At 43.6% G+C, this 24,904-nt stretch carries 19 protein-coding genes and 1 pseudogene; 6 read left to right on the top strand and 14 right to left on the bottom strand.

Annotation, left to right across the window (positions count from 1 at the left end):
* Nucleotides 1-848: pseudogene (locus M1G14_RS01465) on the top strand (ISL3-like element IS1193 family transposase); the annotation flags it as partial.
* Between the two features lie 194 nt (nucleotides 849-1,042).
* Here the strand turns inward: M1G14_RS01465 and M1G14_RS01460 are convergent.
* The 7 genes from M1G14_RS01460 to M1G14_RS01430 form a co-directional block, all read right to left on the bottom strand.
* Nucleotides 1,043-1,843, bottom strand: a complete 801-nt coding sequence (locus M1G14_RS01460; RefSeq protein WP_155199861.1) for an energy-coupling factor ABC transporter ATP-binding protein — start codon at nucleotides 1,841-1,843, stop codon at nucleotides 1,043-1,045.
* The gene (locus tag M1G14_RS01455; RefSeq protein ID WP_045759846.1) at nucleotides 1,830-2,666 is read right to left on the bottom strand and encodes an ABC transporter ATP-binding protein; all 837 of its coding nucleotides are present in this window, start codon (nucleotides 2,664-2,666) and stop codon (nucleotides 1,830-1,832) included. The genes M1G14_RS01460 and M1G14_RS01455 overlap by 14 nt, the downstream gene beginning before the upstream one ends.
* Nucleotides 2,642-3,433, bottom strand: coding sequence for an energy-coupling factor transporter transmembrane component T (locus tag M1G14_RS01450; protein ID WP_171963570.1), 792 nt, complete (start codon nucleotides 3,431-3,433; stop codon nucleotides 2,642-2,644). The genes M1G14_RS01455 and M1G14_RS01450 overlap by 25 nt, the downstream gene beginning before the upstream one ends.
* Nucleotides 3,433-4,035 carry a hypothetical protein gene (locus tag M1G14_RS01445; RefSeq protein WP_023919079.1) on the bottom strand — a complete coding sequence of 201 codons (603 nt, stop codon included), beginning with the start codon at nucleotides 4,033-4,035 and terminating at the stop codon, nucleotides 3,433-3,435. The genes M1G14_RS01450 and M1G14_RS01445 overlap by 1 nt, the downstream gene beginning before the upstream one ends.
* 603 nt (nucleotides 4,036-4,638) lie before the next feature.
* On the bottom strand, nucleotides 4,639-7,779 hold the full coding sequence (locus M1G14_RS01440) for a Cna B-type domain-containing protein (protein WP_247926162.1): 3,141 nt from the start codon (nucleotides 7,777-7,779) through the stop codon (nucleotides 4,639-4,641).
* A gap of 18 nt (nucleotides 7,780-7,797) precedes the next feature.
* Complete coding sequence (locus M1G14_RS01435; protein ID WP_247926161.1) at nucleotides 7,798-9,399, bottom strand: hypothetical protein; 1,602 nt, start codon at nucleotides 9,397-9,399, stop codon at nucleotides 7,798-7,800.
* A 389-nt stretch (nucleotides 9,400-9,788) separates the two neighbouring features.
* Entirely contained in the window at nucleotides 9,789-10,823 is a 1,035-nt protein-coding gene (locus M1G14_RS01430) for an acyltransferase family protein (RefSeq protein ID WP_247926160.1), read from the bottom strand.
* A gap of 118 nt (nucleotides 10,824-10,941) precedes the next feature.
* Here M1G14_RS01430 and pabB point away from each other — a divergent pair, with 118 nt between their 5' ends.
* The 4 genes from pabB (at nucleotide 10,942) to M1G14_RS01410 (ending at nucleotide 15,561) form a co-directional block, all read left to right on the top strand.
* The gene (pabB, locus tag M1G14_RS01425; protein WP_049522542.1) at nucleotides 10,942-12,669 is read left to right on the top strand and encodes an aminodeoxychorismate synthase component I; all 1,728 of its coding nucleotides are present in this window, start codon (nucleotides 10,942-10,944) and stop codon (nucleotides 12,667-12,669) included.
* Nucleotides 12,669-13,283, top strand: coding sequence for an alpha/beta fold hydrolase (locus M1G14_RS01420; protein ID WP_247926159.1), 615 nt, complete (start codon nucleotides 12,669-12,671; stop codon nucleotides 13,281-13,283). Before pabB ends, M1G14_RS01420 begins: the two co-directional genes overlap by 1 nt.
* Nucleotides 13,284-13,842: 559 nt before the next feature.
* Complete coding sequence (locus M1G14_RS01415) at nucleotides 13,843-14,751, top strand: ABC transporter ATP-binding protein (protein WP_049474128.1); 909 nt, start codon at nucleotides 13,843-13,845, stop codon at nucleotides 14,749-14,751.
* Nucleotides 14,752-14,808: 57 nt separating this feature from the next.
* On the top strand, nucleotides 14,809-15,561 hold the full coding sequence (locus tag M1G14_RS01410) for an ABC transporter permease (RefSeq protein ID WP_247923630.1): 753 nt from the start codon (nucleotides 14,809-14,811) through the stop codon (nucleotides 15,559-15,561).
* Nucleotides 15,562-15,581: 20 nt separating this feature from the next.
* Here the strand turns inward: M1G14_RS01410 and M1G14_RS01405 are convergent, their stop codons facing one another.
* Nucleotides 15,582-16,469, bottom strand: a complete 888-nt coding sequence (locus tag M1G14_RS01405; RefSeq protein ID WP_247926158.1) for a sensor histidine kinase — start codon at nucleotides 16,467-16,469, stop codon at nucleotides 15,582-15,584.
* Nucleotides 16,469-17,158, bottom strand: a complete 690-nt coding sequence (locus M1G14_RS01400) for a response regulator transcription factor (RefSeq protein ID WP_247926157.1) — start codon at nucleotides 17,156-17,158, stop codon at nucleotides 16,469-16,471. The genes M1G14_RS01405 and M1G14_RS01400 overlap by 1 nt, the downstream gene beginning before the upstream one ends.
* Nucleotides 17,159-17,362: 204 nt before the next feature.
* Here M1G14_RS01400 and M1G14_RS01395 point away from each other — a divergent pair, with 204 nt between their 5' ends.
* Nucleotides 17,363-17,896: a hypothetical protein gene (locus M1G14_RS01395; RefSeq protein ID WP_247926156.1), complete on the top strand. Its 534-nt coding sequence runs from the start codon at nucleotides 17,363-17,365 to the stop codon at nucleotides 17,894-17,896.
* A gap of 114 nt (nucleotides 17,897-18,010) precedes the next feature.
* Here M1G14_RS01395 and M1G14_RS01390 read toward each other — a convergent pair whose 3' ends face one another.
* The 5 genes from M1G14_RS01390 to M1G14_RS01370 form a co-directional block, all read right to left on the bottom strand.
* Complete coding sequence (locus M1G14_RS01390) at nucleotides 18,011-19,450, bottom strand: 6-phospho-beta-glucosidase (RefSeq protein ID WP_247926155.1); 1,440 nt, start codon at nucleotides 19,448-19,450, stop codon at nucleotides 18,011-18,013.
* 208 nt (nucleotides 19,451-19,658) lie between these two features.
* Nucleotides 19,659-20,006, bottom strand: coding sequence for a VOC family protein (locus tag M1G14_RS01385; RefSeq protein ID WP_201089039.1), 348 nt, complete (start codon nucleotides 20,004-20,006; stop codon nucleotides 19,659-19,661).
* A 154-nt stretch (nucleotides 20,007-20,160) separates the two neighbouring features.
* Nucleotides 20,161-21,936: a pyruvate oxidase gene (spxB, locus tag M1G14_RS01380; RefSeq protein ID WP_247926154.1), complete on the bottom strand. Its 1,776-nt coding sequence runs from the start codon at nucleotides 21,934-21,936 to the stop codon at nucleotides 20,161-20,163.
* 351 nt (nucleotides 21,937-22,287) lie between these two features.
* Entirely contained in the window at nucleotides 22,288-24,510 is a 2,223-nt protein-coding gene (locus tag M1G14_RS01375) for a heavy metal translocating P-type ATPase (protein ID WP_049522549.1), read from the bottom strand.
* A gap of 10 nt (nucleotides 24,511-24,520) precedes the next feature.
* A complete protein-coding gene (locus M1G14_RS01370) occupies nucleotides 24,521-24,892 on the bottom strand; it encodes a cupredoxin domain-containing protein (protein WP_024056338.1) in 372 nt (123 codons plus the stop codon).
* Nucleotides 24,893-24,904 lie beyond the last annotated feature (12 nt).

Here is a 24,904-nt window from a genome sequence, read left to right as displayed (position 1 = left end):
TATCGTAAACTTGACCAGTTTACTTTCAAGGAACATTATGACAAACTCCCTGCTGTTATGTCCTGGGATGAGTTTGGATTCAAGAAAGGTGAACTTGCTTTTGTGGCGCAAAACTATGAGACCAACAAACTCATAACCATCCTTGATAATCGCCGTCAAACCACGATTCGAAACCACTTTTTGAAGTACCCATTGAAAGTTCGCCAAAAAGTGCAGTTTATTACAATGGATATGTCAGGAGCCTATATCCCACTAGCTCGTAGACTTTTCCAAAACGCCGAAATCATTATTGATCGTTTCCACATCATCCAACACCTTGGTCGAGCCTTTTTGAAGACAAGAATTGCCATTATGAATCAGTTTGATAAGAAGTCACTACCCTACCGAGCCTTGAAAAATCACTGGCGACTCTTCCAAAAGGACAGCCGTAAGTTATCTTGTAAATCATTTCACTCGAAGACCTTTGCTCAAACCTTAAGTCCACATGAAGTCGTTAGGAAGACACTAGACTTTTCAGAAGAACTCGCTAATTATTATAACCTCTATCAGCTGTTGCTGTTTCACTTTCAAGAAAAAAGAGTGGATGAGTTTTTTGAACTCATAGAGGAGAATATAGGCAAGGTCAATCACTACTTCAAAACTGTCTTTAGGACCTTCCTTAAACACAAACCATACATCAAAAATGCGCTAGAAACACATTACTCAAATGCAAAATTGGAGGGCACCAATAAGCTTATCAAAGACATCAAACGTCTGGGCTTCGGTTTTAGAAACTTTATTAACTTTAGGAAGCGTGTTTTCATCACTCTGAACATACAAAAAGAGAAGACCTATCAGGTCCTCTCTAGATGTTAGCTTTTCGTCACCCACTACAGTTGACAAAGAACCAAAATAAGACAGTAACCTCAGAATAGATACTGTCTTATCTCTTTTTTTACTTAAAGCCTTGATAGACTTGACAAATGGTAGAAAAGAACCGTGAGTTCTTGCCAGAAGCTGAAGTTAATCCTTCAACCTGGAAAACCCGCAGAGGTAACTTTTTCTATACATCTCGATTTTTCTGGCAATAATCATTAACCGATAAATATGTCTGTGAATCACCCAGCGACTCCGCTATGTCCATAATCCGCGGTGGTAGTAATCCTACTCGCTGGACAAGTTCGTGATCGCTGAATAATTCCCGTGGACTGCCGGCGAAGCCAAACTTCCCGTGTTCCATAACATACACCGACTCAAACTCGGTGGCGACCCAATCCATGTCATGGGTGATGGTCACAACTTGGTGGCCCGAATCAGCCAACTGATGGAAAATTGCGGTCAACTTGCGCCGGCTTTCCCAATCAAGCGACATCATCGGCTCATCAAATAAATAAATCGCCGGATCCACTGCTAAAACTGTGGCAACGCTCAACAGCTTGCGTTCCGACAATGACAGGTCATATGGACTTTCAGCTGTTTTATCATCCAAGCCAACTCTTTTTAGAGCCGCTAAAGCCCGCCTCGTAATCGTGTCGTGGTCATCCATGACCTGCGCGACACTCCACTCCACCTCTCGTTGAACGGTCGGGTTGAAAAGCTGATCGTCAGGATTCTGAAAAGTAATCCCAACCTTCAGTAACTTTTCGACTGGTTTAAGATCATTAAAATTTTCTCCATCGATCTTAATCACACCGGTTTGTGGTGTCAGCAAGCCCGTCAACAATTTGAAGAGCGTTGATTTGCCGGCACCATTTTGGCCGACAATCGCCACCATCGGATCGGCGAAGAGTTTGTCTTCAACATCCAAGCTAAAGGACCGTTCCGGATAAGTGAACGTCAGGTGGTTCAGTTCAATTGTGGACATAACAAACCTCCTTCAGTTCAGCGTCATTCACCGGATACCGGCCATCAGCCAAGTGCCAATCCATTTTTTGAGCAAGTTGCTGGATTGTCGGGGCTGGAATCTGCCAGTCAGCTTCCAAATGATTAAACACCTCACCCGGCCTGCCCTGGGCTACCATTTGACCCTCGTGCAGCACCCACACAACGTCGGCGACTTCGCACAAATCGTCAATTTCACTGGTGACAATGAAGACAGTCGTCTCTTTGACTTGGGCCAGCCATTGGAAAAATTGTCGGCGGCCAAGGGGATCCATCTGACTGGTCGGATCATCCATAATCAAAACAGCCGGGTTAGCCGCAATCGCCGTGGCAATTGCCAACCGCTGGCTCTGACCACCGGAAAGGCTTTCGGGACGCAAATTCAGCTGTTCAATCAGCCCCATTTGCGTTGCAACTTCTTCAACCCGTTTTTGAATCAGTCCTTCAGCCATTCCCTGATTAATCAAGTCAAAGGCGATTTCATCGGCAACCGTGTCTGCCAACCCGCTTAGTTGGCCAGCTGGATTTTGCAGTACAACTCCATTCATGGCATTATAAACGGGCCAATTGTCGGACACTCGCTGGCCAAACATGTGCCAGTCGCCCTCAATCTCAGCAGACACCATTTTGGGAATGACCCCTGCCAGCACACGGCACAAAGTCGATTTGCCGGAGTGGCTATTCCCGATAATCCCAACCACCTGGCCGGTATGAACCTCCGCGTTAATCTGACGCAGTTGTGGTTGCTCAGTACCCGGATAACGGGTGGTCAAATTTTCAATTACAATCCGTTTATCTTCGTCCATATCTTCCACCCAATCAATAAAATTGCCAATCCAGTCAGACCAATGTGCAGCGTCCGCGACAGGCGATACACGCGCTGGGAGGTTCTGACAGTCCGGTTGGGATTATCAAAACCTCTCAGTTGGAGAGAAATCGACCGCGCCATCGATTGATCCAAGGTCTTAATCACCAATGGAATTAGAACCGGCAGGACTGACTTTAATTTCTGAATCAACGTTTTTTGCGGATTGGTTCCGCGAACTTTTTGTGCCTGCTGGATTTTCCGCATATTGCGCATCATTTCCGGCAAAATATAACACACCGACATCAGAACGTAGACGGTTTTATAAGACAATCCGGACAGTTCCAAATAGGCCGCGTTTTCTGAAATACTCGTGGTCACCATAAAAAAGCCACTGGTCAAAATAATCACCAATACTCGACAACCCAGAGTGGTGGCGTAAATCAGGCCTTCTTTGTAGAACGACACCCCAAGCACAGAAAACAGCACAGTTTGATTCCGACTGTAAAATAATCCTTGGATGATCAGCATGGTGCAAATCAGAAACAAGCTGAATCCCAGCGCCTTAAAGATGGTAGAACTCAATTTGGAAAATAACAATAGCAGTGTTGCGACAAGAATTAATCCGGCCTGAAGCAATAAATTCATACTGGCAAAGCTCAACAACGTCATGTCCAAGATGAACAAGAGCTTAGTAATCGGATCGATCACCTGGTACCACTTGAGCTTGACCCGTGGCGCTCCAGAAATCAATGTTTGATCAGTCATCATTTATCACCGCTAAAGAAGTGCACCATCCGCTTCGGCAGCTGACGATAGATGAAGAATGCCAGGTAGGCCACGCAGACTTTATCCAAAATATCCAAGACAAACTCATCGGTAAATGAGGCCAGCCACACTGGTGCATGATTGGCGACCATTACCGCAAACAATGAGTCACCCCAAGCGATACCGGTCTGACCACCCCAAAAGATGACGTTGAGTGGCGTTGAAATGGCAGCTGAAACGATGGCAATAATAATAGCAGAAACAAATACTCGTCGCGCTGACGAGAACCACCCATTGGCGTGCAAAACTCCGACAGCAATCCCAATTCCGATGCTGGTAATCGCATACACGGTTGAAATTGGCGATAAGGTCAGCCCATAGATCACGTTGTTGATGAAACCACTGATGGCACCGGCAACCGGCCCAGCCAACATGCTGGCAAGAAAGGTTCCCAAAGACCCCAGCCAAACGGGCAACTTTAACCCCTCCGCCAAGGCTTTGGCAACATAGTTAATCCCCACGGCAGCGGGAATCAAAGTCATGGTGGCAGCACTTAACTTAAATTTCCACATACTGGTACGATGAATCGGTTCTGTTTTCATAATCTTCTCCTTTTGTTTTTAAAGAGCCGTGTCTGTTTAGACTTTCGGACGCAACGCTCTATAGATTTTCGATTTGAACCGCTTCTCCTTTCACAGATCCCTTAGTCGACATCAGGGATTTTCTTGAAAATGATTGTTCAACAGTTCACAACTAATCATACTACGATTTTCATAGAAGTCAAGAATTTCCTGAAATTTTTTTGGAAACGTTCGGGAATTGAAAAATAGAGCAAGCGCCCATGAGAATGATCGCTAGACGATTAAAAGAGGCTACTATAAAAAAACAAACACCATTTCTGGTGTTTGTTGTGAACAGAGAAAAATTGTTCTTTTATATAAATCTAATAACTTCTTTAAAGTTTTATTTATTAGTGTTATTCGACCATCTTCTGAAACTTTCCTCTGTGAGAAAAGTGCTAGAAACAATAATGTTTCTAGCACTCGGAATTATTGAGACCTTAGGCTCAATAATTAGTCATGGAACTTCTTCGAAGTTCGCTGACGTCCGCACTCACCTATGGAAAGTTTCTAAGATGACTTTGTCTTTAATATGAACAAACACCATCTCTGGTGTTTGTTTCATTTTATAACGGAAGCACTAGCTTATTTTTTCTTTTTTTTCAAAATATAAGCTGCAATGCTTGCCAAGACAAAGGCTAAAACAAGGCTAATAATGGAGATCGTCGTACCCGTATTTGGTAAGAATCCTAAGATTTTGCCTGGTTTTTTTGGCTCAGGTTGGCTTGGTTTTTTAGGCTCAGGTTGACCCGGCTTTTTCGGTTCAGATGAACTTGGAGGAGTTGGTTGTTTTGGAGTTTCTTTTGGAACATGCTTGTTAGTAATCACAACATTTCCTTTACCATCCTCGTCGTTACGAGCTTCATAGCCCTTTGGAACACTGACTTCTCTCACTGTATAAGTGATGGTGTTTCCATTTGCTTTTTCATCTAAATCTGCAAAGGTATGGGTCCACTTGTTTTCAGCTGACAATTCTACTTCTTGACCGACTTTTTGATCATTGGCATAGAGTTGAACGCGAATACTCTTCGGACGAATTCCATCCTTGTCATTCTCATCATCCCATTTCTTAGTGACCGTGACGCTTGTCTTACCAGGTGCATGGGTATTGGTAATGGTATAAGCAGCCTGATCAATTGTAGTCGTATATTCAGCTACCTTCTCTTCTTGAAGGGTATAGACGATTTCTTTACCATCCTTGAATTTTGGTAGACCAGTAAAGTTCTCTTTCCAATCTGTCGCATTGGTCAATTCTTTTTGAGCAACTGGATCGCCATTGGCAAGAAGATGTACCACGATTCTATCTGGGCGAAGACCATCTTGATTGTCATGGTCATTCCAGATCTTAGTCACTGGAATATCGATCACTGCTGGCGTATGGGTATTGGTCAAGATCGTATGCGCAGCGTCAGAAGTATCAGCACTGACTTGGTAGTCTTTAGGAACATCTACTTCTTCCACACGGTAGCTGATGGCTTGACCAGCTTTCTTTTCAGCTAATTTGGTAAAGGTATGAGTCCATTGATTGTCCGCTGACAATTCAACTGGATCTCCTACTTTTTCATCCCCAGCATAGAGTTGAACCTTAATCGATTTTGGACGAAGACCATCTTGGTTGTTGGCATCTTCCCATTTCTTCGTGACTTTCATCTCTGTGAGAGCTGGTTCATGCGTATTGGTCAAGACAACATTGGCCTTGTCCTTATCATTTACCGTTACTTTGTAACCATCTGGGACAGTTACTTCTTTGACTGTATATGCAATTGCTTTTCCAGCTGCCTTGGCATCAAGGTTTTCAAATGCACCTTTCCAGTCATTCGCAGCTGAAAGTTCTAATACTTGGTCTGTTGGAAGACCATCTTTGTACAATTGAACTTGAATGCTGGCTGGACGGAGACCATCTTGGTCATCTCCATCTTCCCATTTCTTGCTCACTTCTACTTTGGTCTTTTCTGGTTCGTGCGTATTGGTCACGACTACTTGACCTGGATTCGTTGCTTCGACGGCTTGCGTGTAGCCTTCTGGAACATCAATTTCTTTGACTGTATAGTTGATAACTTGGCCAGCTTTCTTCTCGTCTAGATTTGAGAAGGTATGGGTCCATTTGTTATCTGCTGACAATTCAACAGCCTTACCAACCTTTTGATCACCAGCATACAATTGAACCTTGATTGTTTTTGGACGAAGGCCATCTTGGTTGTCTTGGTCATCCCAAACTTTTGAAGCTTCAAGATCGATATACTTGATATCTGCTTCATTAGCGATCTCAACTGGGACTGCTTTTGATCCAACCGCTTTTCCATCCACCGTGACGTGGTAGATTTGTTTGTCCGCATCATAGGTGACAACCACGGCATGTTCTGTTTCATCCAACTTGTAGTTTGCAGGTGCTTTGGTTTCTTTTAGCGTATAGGTTCCTTCTGTTAAGGTGTTAAAGGCAAGTTCCCCTTTTTTATCAGAAGTGGCCGTCGCAACAACCGCGCCATTTGCATCAGTTAAGGTAAATTCAGCACCTTCAAGGACTTTCTTAGGATCATCCTTGTCCACCTTCTTGACGTGGAAAGCAGCCGAGAAGATTTGTGCAGTTACGGTATTAGACTCACGATTTCCTTCGTGACCTTTCGCCTTGTAACCAAACTGGTTATGAGCTTGAACAAGACCAGAACGACCGCCGTTGTCTTCGTTGTCTTTGGTACGTTTTTGCATCAAAGCCTTGACTTCATCGGTTAATTCACTTGGATTTACGACTGGGACACCAAAGCTTGCTTCTCCACGCGCAGGAATCGTAGTACCAGCATTTGCAACTAACTTGATTCCTGTTACTTGACTGTAATCAGTCACAGCTGTCGTCCAGATATCCTTGTCAGCAGCTTGCGCCATGGTATCTGTCGTAACGCCTGTATCAGTTGTATAGTAGACCGTCCATCCTTCTGGAGCTGTCACTGGTCCACGAAGGCTGACCGTGTATTCTGTCATCCGACCAGATCCGTCTAGTGTGTTAACGTCTTTTACTTTTGGTAGGACATCATAGACGACTCCGTCTTCTACTGCCTTATCCGTATTATTTTTAATGGTGAGTTTGTAGTTAAAGGTTTCACCAGGTTTGAAGGTACGCGTCACAATCGAAGCGTCTGACAGGTCATCATTTTTAGCGATATATTTGCGTGCATAGATTCCTTCAGCCGCAACAATCGTATAGTTTGATTGAGCATATGGAATTTTATCCGTTGTTGAACCATTTCCGTTCAGATCGTAAACGTCTTCCGTGACCCGATCAGGGTTGGCATTTTCAAGATCGTGGATCCCGTTTCCAGCGACATATACTTTATTTGTGAAGGTACCACCATCATCTTTCCCTTTCAGATCAGCCACAATAAACGGTAGACGCACGCGGTTAAGATCTTGCAGAGAAGCCTTAATAAACTCTTTTTGGTCCAAATGCATGATGAGAGCTGTCCGTCCAGAGTTGTGGTAGTTTTCAATGACATCGTAGCTCTTTAAGAATTTCATACCTTTTTCATTAGAGGCAAGGTTTCTCTCAAAATCTTTATAGTCGACTTTAAGGGTATTTGGATCATAAAGATCAATGATTCGCAGGTCTCCATAATCCTTATCAGGATCTAAAACTACTTTGGTTGCCATCAAACCAAAACGAATATTTTGTCCATCAGTATAGCGAACATCATTGTAATCAGTCGTTTTTGCAATTTCAAAGCTTTCCTTCATAGGAATCAGCTTAAAGCTCTAATCTGCTGACTGATCTTTGGCAACGTTTGACTGTGTTTTATAAGTCACACGGCCTGTATTCTTGTAGACATTTTTGGTCGCATCATTTTCATCGTAACGCGTCTTTTCAGGATCCTTGAAGCTTGTATAGGTATTGAGGCGAATTCCTTGACCAGATTTTAGGACAAAATCATCCTTCATTTCCATCCGCCAACCGACAACGGTTCCATACTTGGTTAAATCAATCAAGCCATTGCCGTCTTTGTCTGTTTCTGGCTGAATTTCTTTTTTACTTCCATCGTCCAAAGTAAGGATCAAGCGTTTCACGTATTTGCTGACATACTCACCAATACCGTAATTTCCTTGCATGAGACGAGCGTAATCAATTTTGGTAAATTTTAACCGAGAGTCAACTGTCTCATCATAGAAAACAAAATTCTTTTGTGGTGAAGGAGTTTTGTTATCAAAGGCTATGATCCACTTATAATTTGCTGCCTTGTATTCAGTTGAATCATAGACATCACCATCTGCTTTTTTGGCAAAACTTCCAGCCCCTTCCAGGTCACGAGAGGTCAAGCGGAAAATAAGAGAATCTTCAGCTGTAATATCCGGTTCTCCCTCTCCACGGTTAGCAGGGATCCCAACAACACTACCTGTATTTGTCAAATCCTTACTGAGAACATCCTTCAGCGTTTGATCCTTCTCTAATACCAAATCCGGGAATTTCAAGTAGAGGTAACTTGTATTCTTGATTTTTGCCATGAATTCTTGGTGATAAGCTGCTGGATTACCGTTTGCATCTGCTGTAAACGTCTTAGAAACGGTGCCATCTCCATTATCTACCCAACCTTCAGACTTAGCTGTATCTAAAACAGCTGTCCGGGTATTGCCATTTTTATCTGTATAGGTTGGCAACTTATCGGTAAGCGTTACTGATTCTAATTGACGATATTGTCCCCCATACTGTCCTTGCATTCCCTCCAATTGAAATGCAAATGGAACAGATGATGGGGTTTCAATATAATTTTTTCCGTCAGCCCCTTTGACAACACCAGGCATGGCTTCCGCATAGTCCTTGGACATGGCTTCGTTCAAGTTTTGGTTGATATACTTGGTTAAGCGATAGTCATTGTACTTGGGTTTCCAAATGATATCATTGAGTTTTGCTTCTTGACCATTGATATTCAAGGTACCCGTAATATCCAATGAATAATTGGTCGGTGCATAACCGACTTTAAATTTTCCAATAAATGGTAGAGTTAGGACCTCTGACTTTTGGTAATTGTTAAAGTGAAGTGTGACTTGATAATCATCTCCAACTTTTGTAACCGTTGGTTTGTCATGCTCTGAAGCACTATTGAAGTCAGGGAAACTAACTTCTCGTAAGTACTTTCCAGGAACCTTCAAGGTCACCGTTACTTCATTAATATCCGTTGTCAAATTCTTAGGGGTGATCTGGATATAACCAGACATGGTATCCCCTGTATAATAGGACATTCCACCTGGATGATCTTGTTTATCCCCATACATAAGGGTAACATCCAAGGCCCCATTATCCCCGACTGCTAGCTCATTGGCAAAGGCTGTGATCGCCCCTTGACCAAGCTGGCCTAGCATCATGAAAATTGTTAAAATGGCAAAACCTTTTTTTCAAAAAGTCTTTCCATAATGAACGAAGCTTTTTCATGTCTTATCTCCTTTACTTTTGTTAGCCTTCCAAAAGGCCCTCCCTTTAATTTTATCACTTATTTTTTAAAATATCCTTTGCTTTTCAAACTAAATCATCACTATTCAATAATATAGACATTATTTACAATGATGTCTATATTATAAATCACTATCTGGTACTGATTTCCCCTTTCTTCTATCCAAGGGCAAGAAAATAAAACATTTATAAACAAGGAGGAGCAGTCTGCCAATTCTTATTCTTCCTTGATTTTCTTCATACAAAAAAACTCAAACACATCTGCTAGAGTTTTATACACCCTACTATTGATTGGTTATTTCATCTAACTCTTCACCACTTGAAGGAACCCTTTGTTTTTCCTTCTATCTCGCACCCACAGCATAGTTAGTCCAAAAAGGTGGCTGCCAAACAAGGCGGTCACAAAAATCAGCTTGCCCTTATCCGGATTGGAAAGTGGGAGAGTTCTAAACCCGTAGCGAGCCAACTCAATAAAGATCGGATGCGAAAAGTAAAGGGCTATACTCATTTGCTTTAAATACTGTAAATCATAGCTTTTCAAAAAGGACGATCGCAGGCAGGCATTGACAAAATAGACCGTCACAATAGGAAGTAATAAGAAAAAGTTCTTATCGATTCCTTCATGTTGAAAAATGATGGTACCTTCTATACAGAACAAACCAAAGGCGAGAGCTAGCTTTTGCCAACGGTGAACCTTAAAGGTTTGTGCATGAAATTGATCATAGAGATAGTATCCCATATAGATAAAAATAGGCGTGTAAAAGAGACCATTTCGCGCTGTAAAAAATAAATTGCTGTAGAGCTGGTAACCTTTGAGAAGACTTGTGGTGTCCAGATAAGCCGAATAGGTCTCGATCAAGCCCCAGCAGTAAAGAAGAAAGGTGATCAACCCCGTCCAAACCATACCTAGACGTTTGACCAATTGATTGACCAAAAACAAGCCCAGCAAAAAGGCTGGGATATACCAGAGTTGGTAGCACATCCCCAGATAGATCAGTGCAATGAGAACACCTGCTGGAAAAAGATAGATAGGAAGATGGAGACTAGAGAAAAAGAGCCAGGCATAAGGAAGGTAAACAAAACTCCAAAACAAATAGATTTTTACGATTTTGACCAGATAGGCCTTCATTTTCTTAGAATTCCCTAGGGATTGCTTGAGGAAAAAGCTGGCACAGACGATAAAAAATGGCACTGCTAGCCGGCCAAGCATACTCTTGAGACCAAAATGCAGTGGCTCATAAGAGGTCAAGCGACCACTATGCACCAAAATCACTGCAATCGCAAAGAGGTATTGAAAAAAGCTGATACTAGAGGTGTTATAGAGGGGATTCTTTTGCATGGTCCTACTCCTTGCTCAAAGCAGTTTCTATGGTTATTTTAGCATGAAAGGGAAGGCCAAGCAAGGAATCTTGCATCCTTATCTACCTTTTTTCCTCTATTTTTGATATACTCAAAGCATGCATAAACAAACCATTATTGATTTTAAAGAGCTTGGATTGCGCCACCTTTTCACCAAGCCCATAAAGGAATTAAAAACTAGAAACCTCGATCAGGTAGAGGCTCTTCTTAGAGAAGTCGAAGCCTACCAAGAGAAAGGCTTTTATGCGGTTGGCTATGTCAGCTATGAGGCTGCTCCTGCTTTTGAGAAGAAGTTTGCTGTCCATCCAGCCCCTCTCATGGGAGAGTATCTCCTCTATTTTACGATCCACGAGGAGGTCGAAACCCTTCCTTTTCCAGAGGACTATGAAGCTGTGGATCTTCCAGCCAATTGGAAGGAAGAGGTAGAGGCACCTGCTTATCAAGAAGCTATCGAGACCATCCATCACCATATCCGCCAGGGAGATACCTACCAGGTCAACTACACTGTCCAGCTTTCTCAAGAGCTAAAGTCTGACCCTTTGGCCATCTACAACCGCTTAGTGGTTGAGCAAAAGGCCCATTACAATGCCTTCATCCAGCACGATGATGTCTCCATCCTCTCCATCAGCCCTGAGCTCTTTTTTGAGCAAGACGACCGGCTACTGACCACGCGCCCTATGAAGGGAACGACGCGCCGTGGTCTCACTAACCAAGCAGATCTTCAAGAAGCTGCTTGGCTAGAAGCTGATCCGAAAAATCGAGCAGAAAACATGATGATCGTCGACCTCCTCCGCAATGACATGAACCGGATTTCGGAGATTGGAAGTGAGCAGGTGACCCGTCTTTGCCAAGTCGAGCAATACTCCACCGTTTGGCAGATGACCTCGACCATTGAAAGTCGCTTACGAGCTGAGGTCGACCTGGTCCAAACCTTCCGAGCTCTCTTTCCTTGTGGCTCGATTACAGGAGCACCGAAGATCTCCACTATGGAAATCATCCAAAAGACGGAGAAGGCTCCTCGAGGTGTCTACTGTGGAACGATCGGCATCCTTCTTCCAAAAGGGAAACGGATTTTTAATGTTGCCATCCGGACCCTTCAAATGCAAGGGAATCAAGCCATCTATGGCGTGGGAGGAGGCATCACTTGGGACAGTCAATGGGAAAGTGAATACCAGGAAACCAAGCAAAAATCGGCGGTTCTTTACCGGCAAGAACCTCGCTTTGAGCTCCTGACGACTGGCCGCATCCACCAAGGAGAGTTGACTTTCTTAGACCAACATGTAACACGCTTGAGAGAAGCTAGTCGCTACTTTGCCTATCCTTATGATGAGCCAAAACTCTTGAAAGAACTTCAAGATAAGCTTGCTCATTTAGATCTCTACCTTGACTATCGTTGTCGGATCGCCTTGCACAAAAACGGGACCTTTCACCTAGAGATCACGGAGCTGACAGACTTGCCTGCTAGCTATCTACAGGCCCAACTGACCGAGCAGAAGCTTGATTTAGCGACGCCATTTACTTATTTCAAAACGAGTCAGAGAGACCATCTCAACCAGTCAAATCACGAGCAAATTTTTTATCTGCCAGATGGAACCTTGCTAGAGACGACGATTGGCAATCTGGTGCTGGAGATAGAGGGACAACGCTATACCCCACCAGCTCACCTCCCTTTGCTGGACGGCATCTACCGGCGCCATCTTCTTGAGACCCAGCAGGTGGAAGAAAAACTCTTGACTCTGAACGATTTAACAGACGCTGATCGTATTTATGCCTGCAATGCTCTTCGTGGTCTCTACGAACTCGATTTTCAAAGAAAGGATTCCTGATGAAACTTATTTTTTTACATGGACTAGGGCAAGATGTCCTCTCTTGGCAAGGTGTCCAATTTGCACTTTCATCCTTGCACTCCAAAACTTTTGATATTTTCTCTCATCCAAAAGAAAGCTATCAGGAAGTCAAAGAAAGGTTGATGGAGCGCCTCCAGCAAGAAAGCGAACCCTTTATTCTGGTAGGACTCTCACTAGGTGGCGTGCTCGCTCTTGATCTCTCAAGACAAGACTTCCCGCAACTCAAGGGCTTGGTCCTTGTAGGAACACAGTACAAACTCAACACCAATCCCCTCTATCGGCTCCAGATTCTCCTTTTTCGTCTGCTTCCCAAGCATGTCTTTGAAAAACAAGATGCCAATAAACAACAGATGCTTCAAATCTTGACCGAATTAAAAGGGCTCAATTTAACCGATACCGTTAAAGTTTGCCCTCTTCCTAGCTTGGTGATTTGTGGTAGCAAAGATTGGGCCAATCAATCTTCTTCTAAAAAATTGGCCAAGCTCCTGCCAAAAGGCCGCTATCAAGAAATCGCAGACGGAGGTCATCTACTCAATACCGAAAAACCCTATGAACTGGCCCAAGCCATCAAGGAGTTTGTTGCTGGGTTCTAAAATGAAGAGGCTAACTTTTAGAACAGTTATTCTTAATATATATAAAGTCATTTTTAAAACTTTCCTTAGGTGAGTACGGACGTCAGCGAACTTCAAAGAAGTTCCATGACTAAATCAAGATACAAAGGGCGTCTGCGGATAAAGTCAAAATAGGAAGTTTAACGAAGAATCCTTAGATTCTAAGAAAACTTATCTTTTTGACACAATCCGCAGCCCGTGTTCAATTAGTTTTGGACCCCTTCGCTTTTTAATTTCAAAGCTCAGGCTAAAACAGTTTCCCAAACTGTTTTACTCCCAAAACTCCCGAGTGCTAGAAACATGATCGTTTCTAGCACTTTTCTCACAGCGGAAAGTTTTAATATATTTTGGATTGAATTTCAACATTAGAAATTCTTTTTATTTCTTTGTAGAGTCACCTATTCAACATTTTTATTTTTTAAGAAGTCTTTACCGCAATTTTTTAGAAATATTTGAGAATTGCTTGATAGTTATTTGAAAAGCAAGCTGTATACTAAGAGTGTAAAGAAAACAACTAGTCATTTGGACGAAGGAGAAAACCATGGAAAAAGTATTAGAAATTTCCCATTTGAGTAAAAAATTTGGTCATCAATACGCCTTAAATGATGTGAATCTCACCATTCGCAAAGGCGACGTCTATGGCCTGATCGGTAAAAATGGCGCAGGGAAAACCACCCTCATCAAGGTCATCACCCAGCTGATTCAAGAAACTGACGGAAGCGTCTCCCTCTTTTCTTCCACGAATCGCTCTCAGTGGACACAAGCCCTGAAACGGGTCGGATCTGTCATCGAGAGTCCTGTGGCTCACAAGCATATGACCGCTTATCAAAACCTAATCTACTATTGCAAGGCACGCCATATCCCCAATCCCGACCAGGTCATCAAAGAAACCTTGAACTATGTCGGCCTGAATAATACGGGTAAGAAGAAATTCCGCGATTTTTCACTCGGGATGAAACAACGGTTGGGAATTGCGATTGCGCTCATTGCCAAGCCCGACTTCCTCATTTTGGATGAACCCATCAATGGTCTCGATCCAGTCGGAATCAAGGAATTCCGTCAGATGATCAAGCGCCTCAACGATGAACTCGGTATGACCATCCTCATTTCCAGTCATATCCTTTCCGAGCTTTATCTGGTGGCCAATCGTTTTGGTATTGTCGACCAAGGACGACTGATCAAAGAAATTAGCAAGGCTGAATTCGAAGAACAAGGAGAAGACTACATCATCCTCAAGACTAGCCAGCTAGCCCTTGCGAGTCAACTGATTCAGGATCAGCTCCATCACCGCATCAAGGTCATCGATAAGGACGGAGAAATCCATATCTTCGGCCAGACTCACGATATTAAAGTCATTGTCAAAGCCCTCGTTCAAGCGGATATTGACGTGGACGAAATCTACTATGCCCGCCAAGATCTGGAAAAATTCTTTACGGATTTGGTAGACTAGTCCAATCACCGTCTTCCTCTATTACCTATCCCACATATTTCATTTAGGAGATTTATCATGTTGCATACCATTCAAGCAGATTTTTACAGACTTTTTCGCTCCAAAGGTTTTTGGATTACAGAAGCCATTCTCGTTCTCAACATCCTGTCTGGAGTCATCTTTGGAGCTACTGGCTACGTCGGCGTCAATACGGAATCCAAATTGCCCCAAGCGACCGAAGTTTGGACAGGCTTTAAAGCCTTGACCAACTACTCTTCCAGCATCAGTGTGACTATCCTCTTTACCATTATTGTCATCACCTTGGTCCTGGGAACAGACTTAACGCAAAACTTATACAAGAATAGTCTGGCCTATGGTGTTTCGCGTACCAGCTACTACTTTGCCAAAAGCGCCGTTGTCCTGACCATTGCTCTCTTTCAATTTCTTGTTTCTTATGGTCTCGTCTTCTTGATCGCGACCCTCTACAATGGACTTGGCACCATGCCAGAACACTTCTTGGCTCATTTTGGACTGACCGTGCTGATTCAGTTCCTCTCCACCTTGGCTTGGGTCAGCATCATTTCCTTCCTTCTTTATGCTAGCCAATCCATCACCTTGGCCTTCGTTGGCTACTTTATTGGAAATATCCTCTTAAGTCTACCTGCGCTTTTCTTTAAAGATATTGACATTCTCCACTATCTAAACTTGGAGTTCCAATATTCCATGGTCCAAAGCACCACAGCAACGAACAACACTCTCTCGATTGCCCTTGGATTCATCCTTGTTTTCGGCTTCCTAGGACTGGCTACTTTTAAACACAAAGATTTATAACAAAAAGGCTTGAGCAATGCTCAAGCCTTTTTTCTTAGTGTAATGGTCAAAATAAACCAGTCTGCCGCCGTTGCCAGTTGTAAGTCCCCGCCTAAGATCTCTACAAAATTTTGAATGATATAGAGACCCAAGCCAGATGACTCTTCTGTATCCGATAGATTTTCTGAGTAGAAGCGACTAGCCAATTGGTCTAAATGCTGAATCGGTTGTTGCACAATATTGCGCAGCTCGACCCGAATCGTGTCTGCATCCGACATCAAGGTCAAACGCGCCTGCTCCTTTCCATGTTTGAGGACATTGCTGAGCATATTTTGCATGAGGCGCTCCCAGAGCTCTGGATCCGTAGCATAATGAAGATGCTCTTCTAGCTCTACCTCTAGGGCAATCCCCGCCTCAGACAAGCTATCATAATACTGGAACAACTGCTGGGTTAAGACTTGGCTGAGATCGACATCTGAAATCCGAGGCTGAATAGCTCCCTCCATCAAGCGTCTGTATTCCAAGAGAGATTCCAGGCGTTTTGAGACGACTTGAAGATTGGAAGCAATTTTCTTCAGCTTTTCCTCTTCCTGCGTCCCTCCTTTGATGATTTGTTGGGTATAGCCTGATGCAATGGTCAAAGGCGTCCGGATATCGTGAGCAATATTACTGATGGCCATATCCAAGGTCTTTTTCTCTTGAAAGGCAATCCGATTGGTCCGCTCGATCTGGTCAAAGAGATCACTGACCTGCTTGGTCAAGGCGACCAATTCTTTTTTTGAGACCTGAGAGGTCAGCCGTACCCCACTCCCGCTTTGAAGCTTCTGTTGAATCTGCTCCTGCAAATCCCTTAAGGCAGAAAGCAAGCGAGCATAACCCAAGCCCAAGAGAAGGACAAGGACGACAAGAATTAGAACTAAAACCCACATTACTTGTCTCCTTTCAAGCGAACACCCAAGCCCCAGACCGTTTCAATATAGTCCTCATCTGGATCAAGCTGGGCAATTTTCTTTCGGAGATTGCTCAGTTGGGCATTGAGGGTATTGTCACCAGGCAGATAGACTTCTTCCCAGACCGCCTCATACAATTCTTCCTTGGTGAAAATCTTCCTTGGATGCGCCAGCAAGGTCTCAAAAATTTGAAATTCTTTTTTGCCCAAGCGAAGCGTCTGTTCTCCGGACTCCAATTCAAAGGTTTCTGGATTTAAGACCAAATTCTTAAAGGAAAGCTTTTGCGACGCTTGAGCTTCCTGTGCCGGAGAGACGTGATTTCTCAACTGCACCGTCACCCGAGCGGCCACTTCGTCCAGATTAAAGGGTTTGACAATATAATCATTGGCCCCTGCAAGGAGATACTGGCTAATGAGGTGTTTGTCTCCAAGAGCCGTCATCATGATAACCGGTGTCTGACTCTGCAAACGGATCTCCTCCAGAACCTGATCTCCATTTTTCCCTGGAAGCATGATATCGAGAAGAACCAAATCAACAGCTTCTTGCTGGAAGAGCCGCAGCCCTTCTGTACCTGAAAAAGCCTGAAGCACCTCATGGTCTTCGCTTAACAAACTATACAAAATTTCTTGGATATCATTATTATCCTCGATTAATAAAATCCGTGCCACTTGCCTCGCTCCTTTTTCCATTGAACTCCAAATCATTTCTATTTCTCTAGCCTATCAAATAAAAGCTCCTTCGTCAATGAAAATCTGACTAAAAGCCTATAGTCCCCAGGTAGATCTGCATGTTAGATCATCACAAGATGAACTTGACGATCCTTTCTTTCAAAGGGTATAATAGGACCAATGACACAATAGGGAGACTCATCTATGAAAAATAATGCTAAAACTAAAATCAGTCTTGTATCCATCCTTGTCATCCTGGGCGTTGCTGCAAGAATGATGCGAGTCATCCACCGCCAGCAAATCAGGGAGCAAAACAGACAAACCATTCAAACGACTAAAAAGGTTGCAGAGTTTCAGAAAACACTAGACGAGGAAGAAACGAAGAAACGCAACGAAACCTTCAACAAGATTTATAATGAATCCCTTGTTCGGACAAAATTTGAGAACTGGCAAAAAGTCGATGAAGTCCATGGTTTGGGGCAAAGAGCTGGGCAATTTTATATCTATAACTTTGGAAAAAAGGAAGAAATCCTTTTAGAGAATACAGATCAAGCATTTGTTCTACCCATTCGAGACAAGAGCAATAACGTCACATTTGAGGCCATCTTTGCCCACAAGGACGGTCAGTGGCACATCATGAAGCCAGACGGAAGTTCACAGTTGCAACTAGGAGCAGCCAACATTTCCGCTGAATCTAAGTTTGTCATCGAGAACAATGTCTTAGATTACGACCAGTAAATTCGTAAGGACTTGGCTAAACAACATACAAAAAGCTTAGGACCCCAGCTTGTGGTTGGGATTCTAAGCTTTTTCGTTTATAGGAGAGAGGCGGCCAGCAAGTACCGAAAACTTTTATTCTACAGAAGCCCCATTGGTCGCAATGACTTCTTTGTACCAATAGAAGGATTTCTTACGGGAGCGATCCAAGCTTCCCTTACCTTCGTTGTCCCGATCGACATAGATAAAGCCGTAGCGCTTCTTCATTTCTCCTGTCCCGGCAGAGACCAGGTCGATACAGCCCCAAGTCGTATAACCCCAGAGGACAACGCCATCTTCGTGGATGGCATCCCGCATGGCCTTGATGTGGGCAGCGAGGTAATCAATCCGGTAGTCATCCTCAATCTCCCCGGCTTCATTTGGAGTATCAACGGCGCCTAGTCCATTTTCTACAATAAACAGGGGTTTTTGATAACGATCCCAGATGGTGTTGAGGGTAATGCGGAGACCAAGAGGGTCAATCTGCCAACCCCATTCTGAGCTTTCTAGGTAGGGATTCTTCAGAGAAGCAAAGATATTGCCCGCTGTTTTTTCCCTTTCAGCTGGATCCCCTGAAGCGACCCGACTGGCATAGTAAGAGAAGGAAATAAAGTCTACCGTGTGTTCTTTCAACAATTGAAGGTCCTGCTCGGTCATCTCGACCGTGATCCCCTGACGCTCCCACTCTTTCTTGGCATAGTTAGGGTATTCCCCACGCGCCTGCACATCGATGAAGAAATAGTTCTTGCGATCTTCTTCTAGACCAGCCCAGACATCTCGTGGAGCACAGGTATGCGGATAGTTTTGCCCTGCTGCTAGCATACAGCCAACCTTATTGTTAGGATCAATCTCATGGGCTAGCTTGGTAGCAATGGCTGAAGCGACCAATTCATGGTGAGCCGCCTGGTATTTGACCTGCTCCTCATTCTCCCCTTCTTCAAAGCAGAGACCTGCTCCCATAAAAGGCGCATGGAGGATCATATTGATCTCATTAAAGGTTAGCCAGTATTTGACCAAGCCCTTGTAGCGAGTGAAGAGGGTCCGGCAGAGTCGTTCATAACATTCCAACATCTTACGACTACGCCAACCTCCATACTCGGTAATCAAATGCATGGGACAGTCAAAGTGAGTAATGGTCACCAAGGGTTCAATGCCATACTTATGGCACTCCTTAAAGAGGTCTTCATAGAACTGTAGACCTGCCTCATTCGGCTCTAGTTCATCTCCTTTAGGGAAGATCCGAGACCAGGCAATGGACAAACGATAGGTTTTAAAGCCCATTTCCCCAAAGAGAGCAATGTCTTCCTTGTAGCGATGGTACATATCAATGCCATCCTTAGCCGGATAAAAATAGCCCTCTTCAAAGTCGAACATCTTTCTCTGACCCGTAATAATGGCGGGCCGATCAGGCCCAATCGGCACTACATCCACATTAGCCAAGCCACGGCCGTCTTCATTATAAGCTCCCTCACACTGGTTAGCAGCCGTCGCCCCACCCCAAAGGAAACCATCTGGAAATTGAAGTTTATCGGTCATCTCTCTACCTTACTTGATTTGATAGTTCTATTATAACCTTCTCTTTCCAAAAAATCCTACAAGATCCTATGAAAAACTGATACTATTTTAAGGTAACTCCTACACTTGGGAACATAAAAAGACCGGATGACTCCGATCTTTTAAATAGTTCATTTTCTCAAATTCTGTTTTAAGAATAGCTAAGGTTGACGTTAAATGATCACGCGTCCTATTTCATACGATAAAAATCAATCACTAAACCAGCTGGGCCTTTAACTAGCAGGCTTTCGGTTTCCCAATCGGTTACAACTGGACCGTTTAAAACCTGGATACCAAGTTCTTTCAACCGTTGGTAGTTCTGGTCTACATCCTCAACCTCGATATGAAGAATGATTCCTGACTGAAAGTTTTCCAAAGGAACCAAATGATTTTGAGACAACATGAGACAGTGACTGCCAATCGTGAACTGAGCAAAACTGTCGTCAACATAATCGGCTTTTTTATCCAAAATACGCTCCAAGCTAGCACAAACTTGGGTAACATCTGAAACGATAATATCTAATTGATTTAAATTCATTTCTTATCCTCCACAAAAAGACCGGATTGCTCCGATCTTTTTAAGTTCTGCTCTAAGAAAATCAAAGAATAAACAAGGCATCGAACCGCAGACAGTACTGGAGTACGGCAAGGTGAAGATAACGCAGTTTACATTTGATTTTCGACGAGCAGGATTATTTGATTGCGCGTGATTGCAACCCTTCTTCTTCCAAGAAGAGACGGAATGGTACGAGTTCTTCTGCTTCGTATTTTTCCTTGAAGGCTTTGATGGCTTCTTCTGAGTGTTGTTTTGGATCCAACTCAAGAACTTCTACTGGAAGTGGACGGTGTTGCGTGATGCGAGCATCGATGACAACTGTCTTACCTTCTTTGTTCAATTTAACAGCTTCAGCAACGACTGCGTCGATGTCTTCGATACGGTTTACAGTGAATCCTACAGCACCTTGAGCTTCAGCGATTTTCGCATAGTCAGCATTAGGGAAGTCACAACCAAACAAGTGTTTGTTTGTGTCTTCGTATTTGTCCTTGATGAAGGCATATTTACCATTTGAGAAGACAACGTTGATAACTGGAAGATCGTATTGAACGTTTGTGATAACGTCTGGGTAGCACATGTTGAATGCACCGTCACCCATGATGTTCCATACTTGGCGATCTGGATTGTCTTTCTTAGCAGCAATACCACCAGGAAGGGCGATCCCCATTGTCGCAAAGAGTGGAGATGTACGCCACATGTTCTTAGGTGTCATGTGAAGGTGACGAGTAGATGTTTGAGTAGTGTCACCGACGTCGATTGAGTAGATAGCATCTTGATCAGCGTATTTGTTAATAGCATTGTAAACTTGATACAATTGCAATTCACCCTCAGTTTTACCTTCGAGTTTGTTCATGTAATCACGCCAGTTTTGGTTGTTCTTCACGTTTGCACACCACCATGGAGTAGATTCAACTGGATTCACTTTATCAAGGATTGCTTTCGCTGCTTGACCTGCATCACCAAGAATTGAAGCGTCTAGGGCATGACGTTTACCAAGTTTGTAAGGGTCGATATCGACTTGGATGAATTTTTCAGTGTTCTTGAAGGCTTCGTAAACTTCAGCAAATGGGAAGTTTGAACCAAGGAAAAGAACAGTGTCTGCTTCAAAGACCACTTCGTTGGCTGGTTTCCAACCAACACGGTAAGCAGAACCTGTCAAACCTTCGTAGTTCCATTCGAAGGCCTCGAAGTTTTTACCAGTTGTAATGATTGGTGCTTTAATTTTACGAGACAATTCAGTGATCACATCACCCGCACCAACTCCACCGAAACCAGCGTAGATCACTGGGCGTTCAGCATTGTTCAAGATTTCAACAGCTTTATCGATTTCCACTTCGTTCAAGGCAGGAGCGATAAAGTGACGTTCATAAGAACCTGATCCGTAGTAAGAGTTTTCGCCGATTTCTTGGAAACCAAAGTTTACTGGAATTTCAACAACGGCTGGACCTTTTTTAGAAACGGCAGCACGGCAAGCTTCGTCGATTACTTTTGGTAATTGTTCTGCGTAAGCTACACGTTTGTTGTAAACAGCGATACCGTTGTACATTGGGTTTTGGTTCAATTCTTGGAAGGCATCCAAGTTCAATTCGTTAACTGGACGTGATCCAAGGATAGCAAGGAATGGAGTGTTATCCATAGCTGCATCGTAAACACCATTGATCAAGTGAGTCGCACCAGGTCCACCTGAACCAACTGCAACCCCGATAGAGCCACCAAATTTAGCTTGCATAACCGCTGCAAGAGCACCAGTTTCTTCGTGACGAACTTGCAAGAAACGGATATCTTTGTCTTCAGCCAAAGCGTCCATGAGTGAGCTAAGTGTTCCTGATGGGATACCGTAGATCGTGTCTACGCCCCATGTTTTCAATACGTTGAGCATTGCTGCAGATGCAGTAATTTTCCCTTGAGTCATTCTAACTCTCCTTTAAATCTATTTTGATCCTTTAAAAATGTAGCATAGCGCTTCTACTTCATCTTTGCGATCAGGTTTCGTTTTGAAAATGAGTTTTTTCTGACATTTCTCATGAAAACGATTTACAAAACGATTACAGTATTAATTTATCACAAAGAGAGTCACATGTATAAGAATCTGCTCAGAGATGCTCAATCCCTATTACATAACAGATGCTGATTTTGAGAAATTTTTACAAACTATCCTACAATAGGGTATTTTACTATAGTTTTATACTTATCCCTTTTCCTTGTCGTTCTAGGAAAAAGAGAAAAAGAGTGATACAGAATTCTGTACCACTTCTTATTTTCATTAATCAATCTTTGCGACATTGAGGAGCAGAGAGCTAGTTAAAACAGACAAAGAACTAAGGGCCATGGCAAGACCTGCTAGTTCTGGATTGAGGGTCAATCCCAGTCCTACAAAGACTCCAGCTGCAATTGGAATCCCAAGGATATTGTAGATAGAGGCCCAGAAGAGATTGAGTAAAATCCGACGGAAGGTCTTTTGACTCATGTCAAAGGCGCGCACAACGCCAAGCAAATCATTTTGCGTGAGCACGATGCCACCGGACTCGATCGCAATATCCGTTCCAGATCCCATAGCGATCCCCACATCCGCGATCGAGAGAGCTGGAGCATCATTGATCCCATCTCCAACAAAGGCTACCTTACTACTTTCTTGCAGTTTTTGGATGGCGCTAGCTTTTTCTTGAGGAAGGACATCAGCAATGACGGTGTCAATTCCCACTTGCTTAGCAATAGCTTGGGCCACCCGTTCATTATCCCCTGTTAACATGACCGTTTTCAAGCCCCGTTCTTTGAGCTTTTTGATCGCTTCTTTTGAGCTAGCCTTCGGAGCATCTTGAATGGCAATCAAGCCAATCACTTGCCCATCCACAGACAAACTGATCACTGTTTTGGCCTGCTCTTGCAAGTCTACCATCCGTTTTTCAAGCTCCGGATCCATCGCTGTCCCGTCATGAAGTTTGCCATTTCCCAAGGTCACCAACTGCTGGTCGATCTGACCTTGGACCCCTTTTCCTTCAATCGCTTGGAAGTTTTCCACAGGGGATAACACCAAACCTTTTTCTTCTGCTCGTGATAAAACCGCTTGCGCTAGGGGATGTTCTGAAAAAGTTTCAAGACTAGCAGCCAGTGTCAAGACACGCGCTTCATCTCCTACAACATCGGTTACAAGTGGTTGGCCAATGGTAATGGTCCCTGTCTTATCAAACACAACGGTTTGAATCTTTTGCACTTCTTGAAGAACTGTTCCATTTTTAATCAGAACCCCCATCTTGGCACTACGACCAGTTCCGACCATAAGGGCTGTTGGCGTCGCCAAACCAAGGGCACACGGACAGGCAATAATGAGGACAGAGACTGCATAGAGCATGGCCTCTTGGAGCGACGCGCCCAGAAGCACGGACCAAACCCAGAAAGTCGCAATGGCCAAAATCGTCACCACTGGAACAAAGATACCTGAAATCTTATCCGTCAAATCTTGAATAGGAGCACGACTGGATTGGGCCATTTTGACAAAGTCCACAATTTGAGATAAGAGGGTCTCACTACCGACTTTTTCAGCCTTAAAGAGAATGGTCCCATTGCTGTTGATAGTGGAGCCGATAACTGCATCACCAACTGATTTTTCCACAGGCAAGCTTTCACCTGTCACCATCGACTCATCAATGGTCGTACTTCCTTCTACAATCGTCCCATCAACCGCAATCTTTTCCCCAGGACGGACCCGAATCAAGTCATCAATTTGGATATCTTCTGCCGCCACCTCGACATAGTTCCCATCACGGAGAACTTGAGCCGTTTTTGCCTGCAAATCCAACAACTTTTCCACAGCCTCGGAGGCATTGTTACGCATCCGTTCCTCAAAGACTTGTCCTAAGAGGATAAAGAAGATGATAAAACCCGCAGCCTCAAAGTATACTGGCTGACCAGTAAAAAGGGCAAATACACTATAGACATAGGCTACCAGGGTTCCAAGAGCTACCAAGGTATCCATATTGGAATGGTGCTTCTTAAATGAGGCCCAGGCACTCTTGATAAAAGGAACTCCTGCTACCAACATGATCGGTGTTGTCGCTAGAAAAGTCCCCCAGTGACTGACTGAATGGGATACAAATCCTGCCATCATCCCGATCATCAAGATCAATAAAGGAAGAGTAAAGATACTAGTAATCCAAAAGCGACCCAGTAAACCTAAGACACGACGGCGTTTTTCCACAACCGTGTAGGAACCCTTTTGCATCTTCATTCCACATGAAAACTCGAAGTCCCCTGTTTCTGTCGGGGTAAAGGATATCACCTTATCCACACCGACTTCCAAAGGCTCTAAAATCCCCTGATCTTCAAACAAAATTTCCTTGTAACAGCCGGAAGGATTGACCCGATGGAAGGTGATTTCAGCAGGGATCCCTTTTTGAAGTTGAAATTCTTTGGGACTATAGCCCTTTTCTGCTGTAATACGGATCTTTTGCACTCCGTTTTCCACAACTGCTTTTTGTTTTTCTACCATACCTACTCCTTTATTCCACAATCATTTGACCATGCATCATGTTCATTCCACATGAATACCCATATTCGCCCGCTTTTTCTGGCGTAATTTCAATGACATGTTTTTCACCTAAAGGCAAATCTTCATGAACGCCAAAATCTGGAAAGATCACTTGAGCCAGACATGAAGATGGATCCTTGCGATTAAAGATGATCCGGGCTGGAACATTTTTTTTCAGGACAATGGTTTCAGGCGAATAGCCCCCCATGACTTCGACTTCAATTTCTTGATAACCTGATTTCTGACGAGCGTGGCCGCTTACCTTTTCATGCTCTGCAAAGAACCACCAAGCAATAAAAGCAACCAAAAGTAAACAAACAATACTAATTAACAATCCAAACATGGAATTTCCTTC

The organism is Streptococcus parasanguinis, from assembly GCF_023109675.1.
Lineage (GTDB): Bacteria > Bacillota > Bacilli > Lactobacillales > Streptococcaceae > Streptococcus > Streptococcus parasanguinis_I.
This window is presented reverse-complemented; position numbering and strand designations above follow the sequence as displayed.

What these genes read in the sequence shown, in the direction of transcription:
- M1G14_RS01460 (WP_155199861.1), bottom strand. Translation starts at nt 1,843, where the DNA reads ATGTCCACAATTGAACTGAACCACCTGACGTTCACTTATCCGGAACGG.
- M1G14_RS01455 (WP_045759846.1), bottom strand. Translation starts at nt 2,666, where the DNA reads ATGGACGAAGATAAACGGATTGTAATTGAAAATTTGACCACCCGTTAT.
- M1G14_RS01450 (WP_171963570.1), bottom strand. Translation starts at nt 3,433, where the DNA reads ATGACTGATCAAACATTGATTTCTGGAGCGCCACGGGTCAAGCTCAAG.
- M1G14_RS01445 (WP_023919079.1), bottom strand. Translation starts at nt 4,035, where the DNA reads ATGAAAACAGAACCGATTCATCGTACCAGTATGTGGAAATTTAAGTTA.
- M1G14_RS01440 (WP_247926162.1), bottom strand. Translation starts at nt 7,779, where the DNA reads ATGAAGGAAAGCTTTGAAATTGCAAAAACGACTGATTACAATGATGTT.
- M1G14_RS01435 (WP_247926161.1), bottom strand. Translation starts at nt 9,399, where the DNA reads ATGATGCTAGGCCAGCTTGGTCAAGGGGCGATCACAGCCTTTGCCAAT.
- M1G14_RS01430 (WP_247926160.1), bottom strand. Translation starts at nt 10,823, where the DNA reads ATGCAAAAGAATCCCCTCTATAACACCTCTAGTATCAGCTTTTTTCAA.
- pabB (WP_049522542.1), top strand. Translation starts at nt 10,942, where the DNA reads ATGCATAAACAAACCATTATTGATTTTAAAGAGCTTGGATTGCGCCAC.
- M1G14_RS01420 (WP_247926159.1), top strand. Translation starts at nt 12,669, where the DNA reads ATGAAACTTATTTTTTTACATGGACTAGGGCAAGATGTCCTCTCTTGG.
- M1G14_RS01415 (WP_049474128.1), top strand. Translation starts at nt 13,843, where the DNA reads ATGGAAAAAGTATTAGAAATTTCCCATTTGAGTAAAAAATTTGGTCAT.
- M1G14_RS01410 (WP_247923630.1), top strand. Translation starts at nt 14,809, where the DNA reads ATGTTGCATACCATTCAAGCAGATTTTTACAGACTTTTTCGCTCCAAA.
- M1G14_RS01405 (WP_247926158.1), bottom strand. Translation starts at nt 16,469, where the DNA reads ATGTGGGTTTTAGTTCTAATTCTTGTCGTCCTTGTCCTTCTCTTGGGC.
- M1G14_RS01395 (WP_247926156.1), top strand. Translation starts at nt 17,363, where the DNA reads ATGAAAAATAATGCTAAAACTAAAATCAGTCTTGTATCCATCCTTGTC.
- M1G14_RS01390 (WP_247926155.1), bottom strand. Translation starts at nt 19,450, where the DNA reads ATGACCGATAAACTTCAATTTCCAGATGGTTTCCTTTGGGGTGGGGCG.
- M1G14_RS01385 (WP_201089039.1), bottom strand. Translation starts at nt 20,006, where the DNA reads ATGAATTTAAATCAATTAGATATTATCGTTTCAGATGTTACCCAAGTT.
- spxB (WP_247926154.1), bottom strand. Translation starts at nt 21,936, where the DNA reads ATGACTCAAGGGAAAATTACTGCATCTGCAGCAATGCTCAACGTATTG.
- M1G14_RS01375 (WP_049522549.1), bottom strand. Translation starts at nt 24,510, where the DNA reads ATGGTAGAAAAACAAAAAGCAGTTGTGGAAAACGGAGTGCAAAAGATC.
- M1G14_RS01370 (WP_024056338.1), bottom strand. Translation starts at nt 24,892, where the DNA reads ATGTTTGGATTGTTAATTAGTATTGTTTGTTTACTTTTGGTTGCTTTT.